Origin of the sequence: Pseudomonas sp. B14(2022), assembly GCF_012030485.1 — a bacterium.
In the GTDB taxonomy this organism is placed as follows: Bacteria; Pseudomonadota; Gammaproteobacteria; order Pseudomonadales; family Pseudomonadaceae; genus Aquipseudomonas.
On the sequence record NZ_JAAUVM010000008.1, the window covers coordinates 81,787 to 98,858 of the forward strand.

At 62.1% G+C, this 17,072-nt stretch carries 15 protein-coding genes; 5 read left to right on the forward strand and 10 right to left on the reverse strand.

The window, feature by feature from the left end:
- Nucleotides 1-68 precede the first annotated feature (68 nt).
- Complete coding sequence (locus tag HCF10_RS14235) at nucleotides 69-2,744, forward strand: MGH1-like glycoside hydrolase domain-containing protein (RefSeq protein ID WP_145337504.1); 2,676 nt, start codon at nucleotides 69-71, stop codon at nucleotides 2,742-2,744.
- A 67-nt stretch (nucleotides 2,745-2,811) separates the two neighbouring features.
- On the opposite strand, the gene HCF10_RS14240 is transcribed toward HCF10_RS14235, so the two are convergent.
- Nucleotides 2,812-3,126 carry an SCP2 sterol-binding domain-containing protein gene (locus HCF10_RS14240; RefSeq protein ID WP_005788868.1) on the reverse strand — a complete coding sequence of 105 codons (315 nt, stop codon included), beginning with the start codon at nucleotides 3,124-3,126 and terminating at the stop codon, nucleotides 2,812-2,814.
- 56 nt (nucleotides 3,127-3,182) lie between these two features.
- Nucleotides 3,183-3,893, reverse strand: a complete 711-nt coding sequence (locus HCF10_RS14245) for a histidine phosphatase family protein (RefSeq protein WP_167655800.1) — start codon at nucleotides 3,891-3,893, stop codon at nucleotides 3,183-3,185.
- Between the two features lie 195 nt (nucleotides 3,894-4,088).
- On the opposite strand from HCF10_RS14245, the gene sohB reads away from it, so the two are divergent.
- Entirely contained in the window at nucleotides 4,089-5,114 is a 1,026-nt protein-coding gene (gene sohB / locus HCF10_RS14250; RefSeq protein ID WP_131699279.1) for a protease SohB, read from the forward strand.
- Nucleotides 5,115-5,228: 114 nt separating this feature from the next.
- Here the strand turns inward: sohB and HCF10_RS14255 are convergent, their stop codons facing one another.
- The gene (locus HCF10_RS14255) at nucleotides 5,229-6,737 is read right to left on the reverse strand and encodes an MFS transporter (RefSeq protein ID WP_167655801.1); all 1,509 of its coding nucleotides are present in this window, start codon (nucleotides 6,735-6,737) and stop codon (nucleotides 5,229-5,231) included.
- A gap of 150 nt (nucleotides 6,738-6,887) precedes the next feature.
- Here HCF10_RS14255 and HCF10_RS14260 point away from each other — a divergent pair, with 150 nt between their 5' ends.
- Nucleotides 6,888-7,784, forward strand: coding sequence for a LysR family transcriptional regulator (locus tag HCF10_RS14260; protein WP_131699281.1), 897 nt, complete (start codon nucleotides 6,888-6,890; stop codon nucleotides 7,782-7,784).
- Here the strand turns inward: HCF10_RS14260 and dhaL are convergent.
- The 7 genes from dhaL to HCF10_RS14295 all read right to left on the reverse strand — a co-directional run bounded on the left by dhaL (nucleotide 7,741) and on the right by HCF10_RS14295 (nucleotide 15,031).
- The gene (gene dhaL, locus HCF10_RS14265) at nucleotides 7,741-8,388 is read right to left on the reverse strand and encodes a dihydroxyacetone kinase subunit DhaL (protein WP_167655802.1); all 648 of its coding nucleotides are present in this window, start codon (nucleotides 8,386-8,388) and stop codon (nucleotides 7,741-7,743) included. The genes HCF10_RS14260 and dhaL overlap by 44 nt on opposite strands.
- Nucleotides 8,389-8,391: 3 nt before the next feature.
- Nucleotides 8,392-9,393 carry a dihydroxyacetone kinase subunit DhaK gene (locus HCF10_RS14270; RefSeq protein ID WP_145337509.1) on the reverse strand — a complete coding sequence of 334 codons (1,002 nt, stop codon included), beginning with the start codon at nucleotides 9,391-9,393 and terminating at the stop codon, nucleotides 8,392-8,394.
- A 144-nt stretch (nucleotides 9,394-9,537) separates the two neighbouring features.
- Nucleotides 9,538-10,653: an MDR/zinc-dependent alcohol dehydrogenase-like family protein gene (locus HCF10_RS14275; RefSeq protein ID WP_167655803.1), complete on the reverse strand. Its 1,116-nt coding sequence runs from the start codon at nucleotides 10,651-10,653 to the stop codon at nucleotides 9,538-9,540.
- A gap of 27 nt (nucleotides 10,654-10,680) precedes the next feature.
- The gene (locus HCF10_RS14280) at nucleotides 10,681-11,436 is read right to left on the reverse strand and encodes an SDR family oxidoreductase (protein ID WP_145337511.1); all 756 of its coding nucleotides are present in this window, start codon (nucleotides 11,434-11,436) and stop codon (nucleotides 10,681-10,683) included.
- A gap of 89 nt (nucleotides 11,437-11,525) precedes the next feature.
- On the reverse strand, nucleotides 11,526-12,533 hold the full coding sequence (locus HCF10_RS14285) for a substrate-binding domain-containing protein (RefSeq protein WP_167655804.1): 1,008 nt from the start codon (nucleotides 12,531-12,533) through the stop codon (nucleotides 11,526-11,528).
- Between the two features lie 36 nt (nucleotides 12,534-12,569).
- Nucleotides 12,570-13,547 carry an ABC transporter permease gene (locus HCF10_RS14290; RefSeq protein WP_027608638.1) on the reverse strand — a complete coding sequence of 326 codons (978 nt, stop codon included), beginning with the start codon at nucleotides 13,545-13,547 and terminating at the stop codon, nucleotides 12,570-12,572.
- On the reverse strand, nucleotides 13,544-15,031 hold the full coding sequence (locus HCF10_RS14295; RefSeq protein ID WP_167655805.1) for a sugar ABC transporter ATP-binding protein: 1,488 nt from the start codon (nucleotides 15,029-15,031) through the stop codon (nucleotides 13,544-13,546). The genes HCF10_RS14290 and HCF10_RS14295 overlap by 4 nt, the downstream gene beginning before the upstream one ends.
- Before the next feature lie 283 nt (nucleotides 15,032-15,314).
- On the opposite strand from HCF10_RS14295, the gene rpiB reads away from it, so the two are divergent.
- Both rpiB and HCF10_RS14305 read left to right on the forward strand, forming a co-directional pair.
- Nucleotides 15,315-15,776, forward strand: coding sequence for a ribose 5-phosphate isomerase B (rpiB, locus tag HCF10_RS14300; RefSeq protein WP_016969738.1), 462 nt, complete (start codon nucleotides 15,315-15,317; stop codon nucleotides 15,774-15,776).
- Between the two features lie 63 nt (nucleotides 15,777-15,839).
- Nucleotides 15,840-16,820: a sugar-binding transcriptional regulator gene (locus HCF10_RS14305; RefSeq protein WP_027608636.1), complete on the forward strand. Its 981-nt coding sequence runs from the start codon at nucleotides 15,840-15,842 to the stop codon at nucleotides 16,818-16,820.
- Nucleotides 16,821-17,072: the final 252 nt, after the last annotated feature.

A 17,072-nucleotide genomic window follows, 5' to 3' on the forward strand; every position in this document is an offset into this window, starting at 1 on the left:
TCTTCATGTGCACCCGGGCGTCATTGGGCTCTACACTGCTCCGCACCTGGTAGGCGATGGAGGACCCGATGACGGCCACACCCGACACCCGAATACTGGACACGATTGAAGGCCAACGCCTGGCGACGCAGGATGCCGAGCGTTGGCGCGAGTGGGGCCCCTACCTGAGCGAACGCCAATGGGGCACGGTGCGCGAAGACTACAGCGCCGACGGCGACGCCTGGGCTTACTTCCCTCATGAGCATGCGCGCAGCCGCGCCTATCGATGGGGCGAGGATGGCCTGGCCGGTTTCAGCGACAAAGCGCAACGCTGGTGCCTGGGCCTGGCCCTGTGGAACGAGCGCGACGCGATCCTCAAGGAGCGCCTGTTCGGCCTGAATAACGCCGAGGGCAACCACGGTGAAGACGTCAAGGAGCTGTACTTTTTCGTCGACGGTGTGCCCAGCCATGCCTACATGCGCATGCTCTACAAATACCCCCATGCCGCCTTTCCCTACGCCGACCTGATCGCCGAGAACGCCCGTCGCGGGCTGGGCGATGCCGAGTACGAGATCCTCGATACCGGCGTGTTCGAAGACAACCGCTACTGCGATATCAGCGTCGAATACGCCAAGCACCAGCCTGACGATATTTTCATGCGCGTCACCGTGCACAACCGTTCGCAGCAGCCGACGCGCCTGCAGGTGTTGCCGCAGGTGTGGGCGCGCAATGACTGGAGCTGGACCTTCGATGCGCCCAAGCCGCAGTTGAGGCTGGAGGGCGAACACGTGCTGGCCCGTCATCATGAACTGCCCGATCGGCAGCTCAGCGCCTGGGGCCAGGACGGCCTGGAATGGCTGTTCTGTGAGAACGAAAGCAACTTCCCGTTGCTCGACGGGCAACCGGCGCCGGGGCCGTTCAAGGACGGGATCAACGATTACGTGGTCGAAGGGCTGGACGCTGCGATTCGTCGCGACACCGGTACCAAGGTTGCCGCGCGCTTTATCCTTGAGCTGGCGGGGCTGCAAAGCAAAAGTCTTTACCTGCGCTTTGCGCCCGTTGATGCGCCCGAGGTCAGCGCGCGCAAACTGTTTGAACAGCGTCGCCAGGAAACCGATGACTTCTACGCCGCCTTGCAGCAAGGCATCGCCGATGACGACGCGCGCAATGTGCAGCGCCAGGCCCTGGCCGGCTTGCTGTGGTCCAAGCAGCTGTATTATTTCGATGTGAACCAGTGGCTCGACGGCGACCCGGCCCAGCCCGCGCCACCGCCCGAGCGCCTGCATATCCGCAATACCCATTGGCGGCACCTGTCCAACTTCGACATCCTCTCCATGCCCGACACCTGGGAATACCCGTGGTACGCCTCCTGGGACCAGGGTTTCCAGGCGGTGGCGTTTGCACTGATGGATCCTGGGTATGCCAAGCAACAGTTGTTATTGCTGGTGAAGGACCGCTTCATGCACCCCAACGGCCAACTGCCGGCCTACGAGTGGCGTTTCGACGACGCCAACCCACCGGTGCATGCCTGGGCCAGCTGGCGCGTGTATCAGCAGGACAAGGCGCTGACCGGTGTGGGCGATCTGGATTTCCTTGAGCGGATCTTTCACAAGCTGCTGCTGAATTTTTCCTGGTGGGTCAACCGCAAGGACGCCGAAGGCCGCAACCTGTTCCAGGGCGGTTTCCTGGGGCTGGACAATATCGCCTTGTTCGACCGTTCGGCCGACTTGCCGCCGGGTTATCAGCTCGATCAGGCCGACGGCACCGCCTGGGTGGCGGCGTATGCGCTGGACTTGATGCGCATCGGCCTGGAGCTGGCCAAGCGCAATGTCGTGTACGTCGATATTGCGGTGAAGTTTTTCGAGCACTTCCTGTACATCGCCGGCGCCATCAACCGTGTCGACGACAGCGCCGAAGGCCTGTGGGACGAGCAGGACCTGTTCTTCTATGACGTACTGCACCGTCCCGACGGCCAGAACGAGCCGGTGCGCCTGCGCTCCATCGTCGGCCTGATGCCGTTGTTTGCCGTGCTGGTGCTGGAACAGCGCGAACACGAAGGGCTGGCGGGGTTGCGTGAACGGCTGTTGGGTTTCATGCATCACCGGCCGGACCTGGCCAAGCTGGTGTCGCGCTGGAACGAACCGGGGCAGGGCAATCGCCTGTTACTCGCGCTGTTGCGTGGCGAACGCACCAAGGATCTGCTGCGGCGCATGCTCGATGATGACGAGTTTCTCTCGGCCTTTGGCGTGCGTTCCCTGTCCAAGGCGTTCGCCGAGCAGCCATTGGCGCTGAAGATGAATGGCGACACCCTGTGCGCCCGTTACCAGCCGGGGGAATCCGACTCGCGCTTGTACGGCGGCAACTCCAACTGGCGCGGGCCATTGTGGATGCCGGTGAACTACATGCTGATTGAATCGCTGCGCGAATTTCACCGCTATTACGCGGACAACTTCTCGGTGGAATACCCGACGGGCAGTGGGTATCTGGCATCGCTGGAGGAAGTGGCCGACAGCCTCAGTCAGCGGTTGACCCGCTTGTTTCTCCGGGATGAAAACGGTTCACGACCGTCGATGGCGGGGTATGCGCAGTTGGAGGCGGACCCGGCCAGTCGTGACCTGGTGTTGTTCCATGAATATTTCCATGGCGAGACGGGGCGGGGGTTGGGGGCTTCGCACCAGACCGGATGGAGTGCGTTGGTGGCGTTGCTGCTACAGCCCAAATGTGGGAGGGGGCGTGCCCCCGATAGCGGTGAATCAGTCAACTGATGAAGCGACTGACAAACCGCTATCGGGGGCAAGCCCCCTCCCACAGGGATTCAGGGTTGCCCGTGAATCAGGAAGGGAACAGTTCGCTCAGCTTCATGGCCAGCATCATGTCGCCTTCGGTGCGCAGCTTGCCGCCCATGAAGGCCTGCATGCCGTCAGTGGAGCCGTCGACGATGCCTTCCAGGGTCTCGCTGTCCATGACCAGAGTCACCTGGGCGTCCGGGTTTTCGCCTTCTTGCAGTTCGCAGGTCTTGTCTTTGACCACCAGGGAAAAGTTCTTGGTGTCGTCGATACGGAAACCGAACACCAGGTCCAAGCCTTCAGCAGCGCTTGGGTTGAATTTGGCTTTCATTGCTTCTACAGCTTTGGCTACGTCAGTCATGGTTTCGATCCTTTTATGGTGAGTCCAGTGACCTTGGGGTCACGGTTGGCCGCACTTCATCGGAAGGTGATGAGTTGCGGCGCCTTCAACAGTTGCAAGTGGGTGTGACTGTTGAAGGAAGCCAGTGCCACCTCGCGACCGCGGAATTTCAGCTGGTTGAGCGAGGTGTTAACAATTTGCCAGTTCAGTTCGAAGGCCTGGGCGGCAGGCATCCGGGTAATCAGGTGGAGCAGGGCGGTGATGGTGCCGCCGGAGGTGAACACGGCGATCTTCTGCGTGTTGTCTGCCGCTTCAAGAATGCGTTGCAGGCCACCCTGGACGCGCTCCACGAAGCCCAGCCAGCTTTCCAGCCCTGGCGTGTCATAGGTGCCGGCCAGCCAGCGCTCGATGATCAGGGCGAAGATGCGTTGGAACTCGCTGCGGTTTTGCGCGGCGTTGCGCAGGATGTCCAGGGCTTCGGGTTCGGTGGTGAGCAGGTCTGGGAGCAGGGCGCGGATGATCGCGTCGGCGTCGAATTCGTTGAAGGCGCTGTCGGTTTCCAATGCAGGAACAGGCACGCCGAGGGTGTTGTATTGATCGAAGGCGGCAGTGGCCGTGTGTTGCTGGCGGCGCAGGTCGCCGGCTATGCAGCGGTCGAACACCAAGCCCATATCCGCCAGGTGGCGGCCGAGCACTTGCGCTTGTTCCACGCCAACGGGCGACAGCACGTCATAGTCGTCTGCACCGAAGGAGGCCTGGCCATGTCGAATCAAATAGATGCTGCCCACGTCCGTTTTCCCGGTACGTTGAAAGTCTGGCGAGGTTATGAGGATGCCAGGGAGCTGTCAATGAAAAAACATACGCTTGTTTTAAAACCTCGTTAGAGCGCGCATCTGCTGGCGGTTTGAGCACTGGCCGCCCGGCGATCCCGTCGGTATGCTTGGCCAATCCGCGCCTGGCGCCGTGCATTTTTAAGGAGACACATGGATTTTTTGGCTGAATACGCGAGCTTTCTGGCGAAGACCGTCACCCTGGTGGTCGCTATTCTGGTGGTCTTGATCAGCTTCGCGGCACTGCGCAGTAAAGGTCGCCGCAAAGCCGCCGGCCAACTGCAGGTCAGCAAGCTCAATGACTTCTATAAAGGCCTGCGCGAGCGCCTTGAGTCGAGCTTGCTCGACAAAGAGCAACTCAAGGCCCTGCGCAAGTCCGAAAGCAAAGCCGAAAAGAAGAACAGCAAGAAGAAACCCGAGGTCAAACCACGGGTGTTCGTGCTGGATTTCGACGGCGACATCAAGGCCTCGGCCACCGAGAGCCTGCGCCATGAAATCACCGCACTGCTGAGCCTGGCCACGCCCAAGGACGAAGTGGTGCTGCGCCTGGAAAGCGGCGGTGGCATGGTGCACAGCTACGGCCTGGCATCGTCGCAACTGGCGCGTATCCGCCAGGCTGGCGTACCGTTGACCGTGTGCATCGACAAGGTCGCGGCCAGCGGCGGCTACATGATGGCGTGCATCGGCGAGAAGATCATCAGCGCACCGTTTGCCATCCTCGGCTCCATAGGCGTGGTGGCGCAGTTGCCCAACGTCAACCGCCTGCTGAAAAAGCACGACATCGACTTTGAAGTGCTGACCGCCGGCGAGTACAAACGCACCCTCACGGTCTTTGGCGAAAACACCGAGAAGGGCCGCGAGAAGTTCCAGGAAGACCTGGACATCACCCATCAGCTGTTCAAGAACTTCGTCTCGCGTTATCGCCCACAGCTGGCGATTGACGACGTAGCGACCGGAGAAGTGTGGCTGGGTGTTGCCGCGCTGGATAAGCAACTGGTCGACGAACTGCAAACCAGCGACGAATACCTGGCCACCAAGGCCAAGACCGCCGAGGTGTTCCACCTGCACTATGCCGAGCGTAAAAGCCTGCAGGAACGGGTGGGCCTGGCGGCCAGCGGTTCGGTGGACCGCGTGCTGCTGACCTGGTGGAGCCGCCTGACCCAGCAACGGTTCTGGTAAGCCTCTTTGGGGTATAGGTAATACCTGTGGGAGGGGGCTTGCCCCCGATGGCGGTGGGTCAGTCACAGTTGCATTTACTGACACACCCTCATCGGGGGCAAGCCCCTTCCCACATTAGTTCGGTGTGGGAAGGGGCTTGCGCATCAGCCTCCCCACCACCAGCGCTCCGAGCAATCCCAATAACCCTGCCACCCACAACACCCTGCTGAACCCGTCCACAAACGCCTGCTGCGCCAGCGGTTGCACCACAGCCCGTGCGGGATCCGGCAATAAGCCCATTGCCGCCGGCATATCCCCAGCCACTACCCGTGAAGCAATGCCCGCCACCTGCGCCTGCCATTGCGGGTCGATACTTGCGCGTAACAATTGCTCGCTGTGGCTGCTCAGCAGTGCCCCATACACACCAATCGCCAGCATGATCGCGCTGAAACGCATGGTGGTGCTCATGCCCGAGGCCATCCCTGCGCGGTCCCGTGGCACGCAGGCCATGATGTTTTTCTGCGTATCGCCGTTGAGTAAGCCCGCACCGGCCCCCGTGACCGCAATAGCCAATGCAAAGGGCAGGTAACCACCGATATTCACGGCCCAGGCGCTCAAAAGGTTGCCGCCGCCTACGAGGGCCAAGCCGGTTGCCATCATCGTTGCCGGCGCGAAGCGAGCCGACAGGCGTGCGCCGATTCGGGGGCATACCAGCATGGTCAAGGCGAACGGCAGCATGCCCAGGCCCGAGATAATCGCGGAGAAGCCCAGGCCGTTCTGCAGATAGAACGGCAGCAACGTCATCATCACTTGGGCGCAGCCGGCATAGGCAAACATCCCGAGCAAGGCGCCGATAAAGCGCGGGTGGCGAAACAGTTGCAGGTCCACCATGGGCCGCTGCTGCACACGTTCGACCCCTATAAATACACCCAGCAACACCGCGCCGCCGATCAGGCGCACATAGGTCAGCGGGTTATCCCAGCCGATGCGGTTGGCCTCGATCAGGCCCCAGATCAAGCACAACAGGCTCGCGCTGAAGGCCAGGCTGCCCCACGGGTCGAGGCGGGCGGATTGGGTATCGCGGGATTCCGGAATCGCGCGCAGTACCAAGGCCATCAGCGCCAGGCCCACGGGCAGGTTGAGGTAGAAAATCCAGCGCCAACCCAGGTACTCGGTGATCAACCCGCCCAGGGTCGGCGCGGCCGTCATCGCCACGCCCATGCAGGCACCCCAGAACGCCCAGGCTTTGGCCCGCTCCACTTCATCGTGGAAGGTGTGGCCAATGGAGGCCAGGGCTGACGTGAGCAATAACGCTGCGCCGACGCCCTTTACCGCACGGGCGATATCCAGCCACAACGCACTCGGCGCCGCCCCGCAGCCGAGGGAGGCGAGGATAAAAATACTCAGACCCCAGACCAGGGATTTCTTGCGCCCGAACCGGTCGGCAACGCTCCCGGCCGGCAGCAACAAGGCGGCAAACGCCAGCATATAGGCGCTGACCACCCATTCGATATCGGCAAAGTTAGCCCCCAGGTCGCGAGCGATGCTCGGCAGCGTCACGGCGACGATATTGGTGTCGAGCACGATCAGCGAGCAAACGCCGGACGCGGTCAGCAACGTCAGGCGTGGGCTGACTCGGCTCATGATTGGATTACCTTGCAGGCAATAGGAGGAATACGGTTGACGCACATCGCAAAGGCTCTCTAGTGTTGAAGTGCTTCGAGCTTATCCCCGGCTGCTGCTGACATTGTTAGCCCGTGTGGAGCACTTCATTACCTTTGAGCTAATCCTGTTATGGACATCCGCCATTTTCGCTACTTCCTGGCCGTGGCCAGGCAGCGCAACTTCACCCGCGCCGCCGAGCAGTTGGGGATCGCGCCGCCGACCCTGAGCCGGCAGATCCAGGACATGGAAACCAGCCTGGGCACTCGCCTGTTTATCCGCCGGCAACGCGAAGTCAGCCTCACCGAAGCCGGCGCGGCCTTGCTGATCGAGGCCGAAGCTACCGTGCGCCAGTTCGAATTCGCCCAACGTCATGCCCAGCGCGCCGGGCGTGGCGAGATCGGCCATATCGAATTGGGTTATGTGGCCTCGGCGGTGTACTCCGGGCTGTTGCAACGGCAGATGCAGGGGTTCAGCCAGGCGTTTCCTGACGTGAGCGTGACTGTGCGCGAATGCGCCATGGCCACGTTGCCTAGCGCGGTGGCGGATGGGCGCTACGACATCGGCTACATCCGCTCGCCGATGACCTTGCCCGAGGGCCTGGAGGCGGTGCGCCTGGACAGCGAAGGTTTTGTCTTGGCGCTGCCCCAGGATTCCTGGTTGTTGGGGCTCGCGGCCATTGGCTGCGAACACCTGCAAAACGAGACATTTATTTTGCCGGAGCAAATCAGCGGCACCTTGCATGTCGCCGCGCAAGGCGGTTATGCCCCGCGCCTGGGGCCACAGCCGGGCGGGCTGGTCGCGGTGGTGGCGTTGGTGTCGATGGGGCAGGGCGTGGCGGTAGTGCCCGCGTCAATGGTCGGGCATGTGCAGTTGCCGGGCGTGGTGTACCGCAGCATTCAGGGCAGCGATGCATCGTCGTGGTTGTCGCTGATTCACCGGCGCTTCGAGAAAGCGCCGGCGGTGGCGCGGTATATCCAGCAGGTCAAGCACTCAGGCGTGGCTGCACCGAATCTGCCAGGCGCGTAAGGATCAGGCAGCACGACACCGCCCCCGCATCCAGCACGCCCAGTGAGCGCTCGCCCAGGCGACTGGCGCGGCCGATCTTCGCCACCAGGTCCTTGGTGGAGTCGCGTCCCTGGGAGGCGGCGGTTTTCATCGCGTCCAGTGCATCGGTGAACGACGCCCCCGAGGCGTGTGCGCGTTCAAACGCTTCCACCGCCGGGATCAACGTATCCATCAGGCACTTGTCGCCCACACCCGCTTCGGTAATGTCCTGCAACGAGGTCAGGCCGCCCCGCAGCAGGTGGGCGAAGGTGGCCGCGTCGATGTCGTCACGGCCGCGCACTTCGTCGGCCATGCCGATAAACAGACTGCCATACAGCGGCCCCATGGAGCCGCCGATGCCTTCCATCAGGCTCAGGGTCAGTTCATCCAGGGCCTCGGCGAGGGTCAGTTGGCGGCCTTCGATAGTGCGCCCGCAATGGGCAAAGCCCTTGGCCATGTTGATGCCATGGTCGCCGTCGCCAATCGCGCCGTCGACTTCGCTGAGGTATTCACGGTTGGCCACGATCACGCTGACCAGGTCGGTGACGATGGCGCTGCCGTCGTGGCTGGAAAAATGTTGGCTCATGGTTCAGTCCGCCTGGGTCATGCCGATGGAGCGGCAGGGTTGGTCGATCAGGGATTTGAGCTCCGCGTCGAGGCCGAGCAGGGTCAGGGTCACGCCCATCATTTCCAGAGAGGTGAAGTAGTTGCCGACGTAGCAACGGTGAATCTTCAAGCCCTTGGCGTTGAGTTGGCGTTCCACCTCGGCGTAGAAAATATACAGCTCCATCACCGGCGTGGCGCCGAGACCGGAGACCAGCACCACCACGCTGTCGTCCTGGCTGAAGTCGCGGTCGGCGAGGATCGGCGCGAGCATGCGCTCGGCCATGGCGGCGGCGGATTCGATCGGGACAACCTCAATGCCCGGTTCGCCGTGATGGCCGATGCCCAATTCCATCTGGCCGTCGGCGATCTGGAAGTTCGGCTTGCCTACGGCGGCAATAGTGCAGGGCGTGAGGCCGATGCCAATCGAGCGGCAGTGGTCGACGGTTTTCTGCGCGACGCGAATCACGCCGTCCAGGTCGTAGTGCTGGGCGGCCGCGGCACCGCCGATCTTCCACATGAAGATTTCCCCGGCCACGCCACGGCGCTTGGCGATCTCGGCCTTGGGAGCGGAAGCCACGTCGTCGTTGGCGACCACGGTGCGGATGCGCATGTCTTTGCTGGCGGCCATTTTCATCGCCAGCTTCACATTCATATTGTCGCCGGCATAGTTGCCGTACAGGCAGGCCACGCCGGCGCCCTGGTCGGCGGCGCGGAAGGCGTCGAAAAAGCTCTTGGCGGTGGGCGAGGAAAACACTTCGCCGACGGCCACGGCATCGACCAGGCCGGGGCCGACATAGCCGAGAAACGCCGGCTCATGGCCGGAACCTCCGCCCGTGACAATGCCGACTCGGCCTGGCCCGGAAGGCCTGGTCTTGACGATCACCCGTGGGTTGCTTTCGTACTGGCGCAGTTCGGGGTGCGCGACCAGGATGCCGCGCAGCATGTCCTCGACCACTTGGTCCGGATCGTTGATGACTCGATTCATAACGCGGGTTCCTGTGTTCTTTTTGTAGGCGCGAGCTTGCTCGCGAAAAACGTGAAGACACCGCGTTTACTCAGAAGCCCCGCGTTATCGTTGTCGACCTTCGCGAGCAAGCTCGGCTCCTACAGTAAAAGCGGTTGTGTGTTCCTAGGGTTCGAGTACAACCTTGAGCGACTTGTCGCCACGCTCCATCACCGCAAACGCTTCCTTGAAGTCCGCCAGGGCGAACTTGTGAGTCACCACATCACGCATATCAATCTTGCGGTTGCCGATAAAGTCGATGGCCCTCGGGTACATGTAGGGCCCCAGGTGCGAGCCGAGGATGTCCAGTTCCTTGCGGTCGCCGATGATCGACCAGTCCACCGTCGCCTCGTCGTTGAATACGCTGAACTCCACGAAGCGCCCCAGCTTGCGCAGCATCGCCAGGCCCTGGTTCACCGCCTTGTGGTGCCCCGTCGCTTCGATATAGATGTCGCAGCCGTAGCCGTCGGTGATCGCGCGGATGTTGGCCATGACGTCCACTTCGGCCGGGTTCCACACTTCGTCGGCGCCCATGCGCAGGGCGAGGGCGGCGCGTTCGGGTTTCATGTCGAGCACGATGAGTTTTTTCGGGTTGCGCAAACGCACGGCACCGATGATGCCCAGGCCCAGGGTGCCGGCGCCGGCGACCACCACGACGTCGTCATGGTCGACGTTGGCTCGCTCCGCTGCATGCAGTGAGCAGGCCAGGGGTTCGATCAGGATCGCTTCGTCGGGGGCGATGGATTCCGGCACTGTGTGAATGATGCCTTCCTTGGTGAAGATCATGTACTGGGCCATGGCGCCCTGCACATTGTTCTGGAAGCCATACAGGTCGTGTTTCTGGCACATCCAGTACTGGCCGTGGTTGCAGAAGCGGCAGCCCCAGCACGGCACGATCTGCTCCGAGATCACCCGGTCACCGACCTTCACGCCGCGCTTTTCCGCGCCGGGCCCCAGGGCAACCACACGACAGACGAACTCATGGCCGGGGATCATCGGCGGCTTGACATAGCGCGGTTGCTCGGCATCGCCCCAGAACGACGGTGCGCCGCGATAGGTCTTGATGTCGCCCATGCAAATGCCGCACAACTCGACCTTGGTGAGGATTTCATCGGGGCCGGGCGTGGGCACGTCGACGGTTTCCAGGCGATAGTCTTCCGGGCCGTGGCAGACCACGGCCTGCATGGTTTTCGGGATGACCGGGAAGAGTTGTTCGGGTGTGCGTTCGGTGACGGTGGACATGACAAAACCTCACGACAGATAAATGAATTACTGAATGCTGTAGCCACCGTCGATCACCATGTTGGCGCCGGTGATCATCTGCGCGGCATCGCTGAGCAGGTACAGCGCCAGCCCGGCGATTTCCTCCGGCTGCGCAAAGCGGCCCGCCGGGATCTGCAATTTGGCCCGCTCGCCGACTTCACCGGCCCAGGCCTTCTTGCCCAGCGCGGTCTCGACGATGGTGGGGGAGATGGCATTGACGTTGATGTGCGGCGCCCATTCCATGGCCAGCACCTTGGTCATGCCGACAATGGCCGCCTTGCTCGCGCAGTAGGCGACGTGGCGGTCGAGGCCGATCACCGCGGCCTGGGAGGCGAGGTTGACGATGCGCCCGCTGCCCTGGGCCAGCATGTGCCGCGCGCAGGCCTGGGCCACGAAAAAGCTGGCCTTGAGGTTGATGTCCAGGGTGGTGTCCCAGGCGCTTTCGCTGACATCTACGGCCTTGTCCAGCAGGGCCACGCCGGCGCTGTTGATCAGGTAGTCCAGGCGTTGGAAGTGTTCGAAGACCTGATCGATGGTGTGTTGCACCTGGTTGATCTGGCTGAGGTCGACGGCAATGCCCAGATGCCCGGCACCCAGGCTTGCTGCCACTTCAACCACCGCCGGGTCGCGGTCGAGCAAGGCCACGCGGGCGCCGCGCTGCACCAGCAGGCTGGCGCAGGCCAGGCCGATACCGGCGGCACCACCGGTGATCACCGCGCAACGGCCGCTGAGGTCGAAGGCTTGGTTCCAGAATCCAGGCATTTACATGACTCCATTTTCGAAAACAGTGAAGATCTCGGGTGGGAGGGGGCTTGCCCTCTCCCACACTTGACTGTATTTCAAGCCAATGATTACTTACTGCCACTGACCTGTTTGTACAGAGCATCGGCGTTGGCGTTAGTCACTGGCACCCACGGCAGGATGTAGGTCTTGGCCGTGCCATCACCCCATTTCACGTCCTTGGCATAGCGCTCCCAGATCACCGACTGCGGCGTGTAGTCCTTGCCGGCCAGTGCGCGCAGGGCCACGTCCAGCGCACCTTGGGACTGAGCCTGGGCGTCCTGGAGGAAGGTGGTGACTTCGTCTTTTTTCGCCGCCTGGATCGCGTCCGGCATGCCGTCAATGGAAGTGACAGGCACATCTTTGGACGTCAGGCCGTGGGATTTGAGGGCCTGCACGGCGCCGAGGGCCATGTCGTCGTTCTGTGCGATCACGCCGTTGATGCCTTTGGGGTGGGCGTTCAGCCAGTCTTCGGTCAGCGCCAGGGCCTGGGCGCGGTCCCAGTTGGCGGTCTTCTTCTCGATGATCTTGATGTCCGGGTACTTGCCCAGCACTTCCAGCTCGCCTTTTTCGCGGTCGATCTGCGCCGACTGGCCAATCGGGCCCTGGATGATCACCACATTGCCCTTGCCGTTGAGCTTGTCGACCATGGCCTGGGCCTGCAGGCGGCCGCCTTCGACGTCATCGTTACCGACGTAGGGCACCGAGGCGTCGGCGACTTTGGTGTTGGAGGCGATCACTACCACGTCGTTGCTCATGGCTTGCTTGACTGTGCCGACGCCGGCCTTGGTGTCGATCGGCACGAACAGGATCGCGTCGTAGCGCTGAGTCACCATGTTTTCGATCTGGTTGTTCTGGGTCAGGGCGTCGTAGTTGCCATCGAACACCGTCAACTGCACGGTGCCGTCCTTGACCGCCGGGTGTTCCTTAAGCTCGCGAACCCAGTTCTGCATGAACTGGCCCTTGAGGCCATAGACGGCCGCGCCGACTTTGTAGGTCTTGCCATCGGCAGCCATTGCGATACTGCCGGCGAGCAGGGAGAGAGCCGCCGCGGCGGCCAGGGTGGTACCAAGTTTCATGGGGGGAACTCCGGTTATTGTTGTAGTGGTCGTTCTCTAGCGTTTTTTCTTGCGCCACACGTCGATCAGTACTGCAAACACGATGATCAGGCCCTTGGCGACCTGCTGGTAATAGGAGGACACGCCGAGCAGGTTCAGGCCGTTGTTGATCACGCCGATCAACAGCGCGCCGAACAGCGTGCCGACAATGCTGCCGGTGCCTCCCGACAGGCTGGTGCCGCCGATGACCACGGCGGCAATCGCGTCCAGCTCATAGGACACCCCGGCCTGGGGCAGGGCGGAGGTGGTGCGTGCCGACAACACCACGCCCGCCAGCCCGGCGAGCAGGCCGGACACCACGTACACCGAAAACATCACCTTGCGCACGCCGATCCCGGAGGTGCGCGCGCTTTTTTCATTGCCGCCCACCGCGTACACGTAGCGACCGTAGGTGGTGTAGCGCAGCACCATCCAGAAGATCAGCGCGACCACGGCGAAGATGATGATCGGCACGCCAATCGGGCCGATCTTGCCGATGCCCAGGGCCAGGTAGGCGTCGGGCAGGTCGGTGATCGGGCTGCCGTCGTTGAGGATGAAGGTCATGCCGCGCGCAATGCTGAGCATGCCGAGGGTGGCCACGAACGGTGGGATCGACAGGTTGGCGACCATAAAGCCGTTGACCACGCCGAGCATCGCCCCGGCAAACATCCCCGCACTCACCGCCGCCAGCAGCCCGTAGCCCTGGGTCGCGACCATGGCGCTGCACAACCCGGCAAAGGCCAGGATCGAGCCGACGGAGAGGTCGATGCCCTTGGTCAGGATCACGTAGGTCATGCCCACCGCGAGGATGCCGTTGATGGAGGTCTGGCGCAGGATGTCCATCCAGTTGCGCCAGGTCATGAAGTACTCGCTGGAAAACGCCATCACCACGCACAGCAGGATAAACACCAGCGGCAGGCCGAAACGGTCGAGGGACAGGCGCAGGCGGTTGCGTGGCGCTGTTGTGATAGGGGCGGCAATGGTTTTGGCATTCATGAGGCAAGACTCAACAAGGCTTCCTGGGAAAGGGCGGTGTCGGTGCTGATGGTCACCAGGCGGCCGCCCTTGAATACGGCGATGCGATCACTCAGGTGCAACAGTTCCGGGGCTTCGGATGACACCACGATGGCCGCGCCACCGGCGCGCACGAATTGATCCAGCAGGTGGTAGATCTCCTGCTTGGCGCCCTCATCGATCCCCCGGGTCGGCTCATCGCAGAGCAGGCATACCGGTTCGGTCGACAGGCATTTGGCGAGCACCACTTTCTGTTGGTTGCCGCCGCTCATGGACGCCACCGGCAGTTCCAGTGAGGTGGTTTTGATCTGCAGGCGCTTGACCATGTCCTGGGCCAGCTGGGTTTCCTTGCGCGCATTGATCAGCGACCAGCTCGACAGGCGCTTGTAGGCCGACAGCGCAATGTTGGAAAGAATGCTGCCGGTCAGCACCAGGCCGCTGTCCTTGCGGTCTTCGGTGACCAGCGACATGCCGGCATTGATGCTCTCCTTGGGCAGGCCGATGGGCATGGGCTTGCCTTGCAGGGTGACGCTGCCGGAGTCCGCCTCGGTCAGGCCATAGATGCAGTTGAGGAATTCACTGCGGCCCGAGCCCATCAGGCCGTAAATACCGAGGATTTCACCCTGGCGCAGTTGCAGGCTGATGTCGTGGAACTCGCCGGCGCGGCTGAGGCTGTCGACTTGCAGGCAGGTGTCGGCGGCGCATTCACGGCCGACCTTGTGGTCGATGCGGGTCAGTTCCTGGCCGACGATGCCGCGCACCAGATGGTCGCGGTCGATATCGGCCATGCGTCCGCTTTCCACAAAGGCACCGTCGCGGAAGATGCTGTAGTCGTCGGCGATCTGCGCCAGTTCGCTCAAGCGGTGCGACACATACACAATGCCGGCGCCGCGCGCGGTGAGACGGCGGATCGCCTTGAACAGGGTTTCGGCTTCGCGCTCGCCAATGGCCGAGGTGGGCTCGTCCATGATCATCACCTGGCAGTCATGGCTGAACGCCTTGGCGATTTCCACCAACTGGATCTGCGCCACGCTAAGGCGGTGCATGGGGCTGGTGGCGTCGACCTCGAATTCCAGGCTTTCCAGCAGCTCGCGGGTGCGGCGGTTCAAGGCCTTGTTGTCGACGATGCAGCCGGCGCGGCGCGGTTCGCGGCCCAGCCAGATGTTTTCGGCGACGGTCATGTAGGGGATCGGTTCCAGTTCCTGGGTAATCATCGCGATCCCCGCCGCGAGTGCTTCGCTGGGGCGGTTGAACTGTACGGGGGTGCCGTTGAGCAGAATGCTGCCGGCATCACGCGGGGTAATGCCCATCAGGATGCTCAGGAAAGTCGACTTGCCTGCGCCATTGCCGCCGCACAGGGCGTGGACGCTGCCGGCCCGCAGAGAGAGGCGCCCGTCACGCAGGGCAGGGATCCCGGCGTAAGCCTTGGCGACGTGTTCAGCCTGGAGCAGTAATGGCGTGGCCATCGGCGTGTCCTCGTGCTGTGAATTCTTATTAGGTCGCACAGTCATGTTTCGCTGTGATCATATGTGTATCAAATGAAATTCTGATCAGTCAATCTCTTTCATGTAAATGGTGTGATTCTGATCTTTTACGCCAATTAGCCTTTTTTAGACGGCTTTGACTGGCAGGTCAGTTAAATCATGCTTGACAGGAAGGGGGTAAAGCCCGCGAAATGAATGAGAGAAATTTCACTGAGTGATCAATTGATCAGTCGTAAGCACGACCTCGGCAGCGGAGCCAGACGCCATGAACACACCTTTCCCGGTGGCTATCGGATGCGATGAAGCGGGTTTTGAGCTCAAGGAGCTTTTAAAGCGCCATATCGAGGCGCTGGGCTATCCGGTGACCGACTTCGGCACCCATTCCACCGCGCCGGTGTTGTACCCGGACATCGCCCTGGCCGTGGCCACCGCCATCAACGCCGGGCAGCAGCGCCTGGGCGTGCTGGTGTGCGGCACGGGGATTGGCATGGCGATTTCGGCCAACAAGGTGCTGGGGATCCGTGCGGCCCAGGCCCATGACACTTACTCGGCAGAGCGGGCGCGCAAGAGTAACGATGCGCAGATCCTGTCGATCGGCGCGCGGGTGATCGGCGCCGAACTGGCGAAAAGTATCGTCAAGTCGTTCCTGGAGTCGGAGTTCGAGGCGGCCCGTTCCGGGGCCAAGGTCGAGCGCATCAATGCGATCGAGCGCGATGGGCATCAATAGTGGACGTAGCAGGGCAAGAGTCGGGAGAATGCGCCTTTGACGCCGAAACGGAAGCCCGTCCCCATGAGTGACAGTACCCAGCGCATGGCCAGCGATATTGATCAGATGACTGAAGTGGCGATGCTCTATTACCTCGAGAACGTCACTCAGGAAGCCATCGCCAAGCGCTTCGACCTGTCGCGGGCAAAAGTCAGCCGATTGCTCAAGCGCGCGCGGGATGAAGGCATTGTCGAGGTGCGCGTTTTGCAGCATCCGGCGATGAATAACGAGCTGGAACAGGCGCTGGTGGCGCGCTTCAAGCTGGATCGCGCGTTGATCGCAGTCGATCACAGTGATCCCGATACCCAGCGCTCGGCCGTCGCCAGCCTGGTGGCCAACTACCTGAACAAGACCTTGAGCGACGGCATGATCGTCGCCGTCGGCATGGGCCGCAATGTCGGTGCCGTGGCCGATAACGTGTTCCTGCCGGTGACGCGCAACTGCACATTTGTCTGCGCCATTGGCGGTTCGCTCAAGGCCGGCGAATACATGAACCCCGATCACATCTGCCGGCGCCTGGCCCTGCGTTTTGGCGGCGAGAGTGAAAGCCTGTACGCCCCGGCCCTGGTGGCCAACCCGGAGCTGCGCGGGGTGTTGATCAATAACGATACGGTGCGCTCCACTCTCGACCGCGCGCGGCGGGCAGACATGGCGCTGATCGGCATCGGTGACATGAGCGAAAACAGCAACATGGTGCGCATGGGCTGGTTCTCGCCCCAGGAGATTGCCCAGGCGCGCCTATCCGGCACCGTGGGCGACATGATGGGCTATGACTTCATCGATATTCACGGCCAGCCAGCGGTCAACGCGATTCAGGGGCGGGTGATCGGGTTGACGGTGCAGGAGTTGTTTCGCATCCCGGACGTGGTGGCGATTGCCAGTGAGAACACCAAGGCGGCGGCGACGTTGGGGGCGTTGCGGTCGGGGGTGATCAATACCCTCGCAACCACCGTCACTAATGCCCACACCATCCTCGCGCTGGACGATGCAACCCGTAAGACCTGACACGCCAGTGCTCAAGTGTGGGGGGGGCAAGCCTCCTCCCACATGATTTTGTGTGGGGTTCGAAGACAGGTTTTGTAATACTTTTGCGTTGTGGGACATTTGTGTTTCGACTGTACGATTCAAGTCCTTTTGTTATTTCAGGACGTGCATGAACATCCTCTCGGAGCCTCCCGGTCGTCTTTCCCCAAGACATTTGCTGCCGCTGTTCCCGCTGAAACATCCCGTATTCCGACTGCTAGCCTTGTCCCGGCC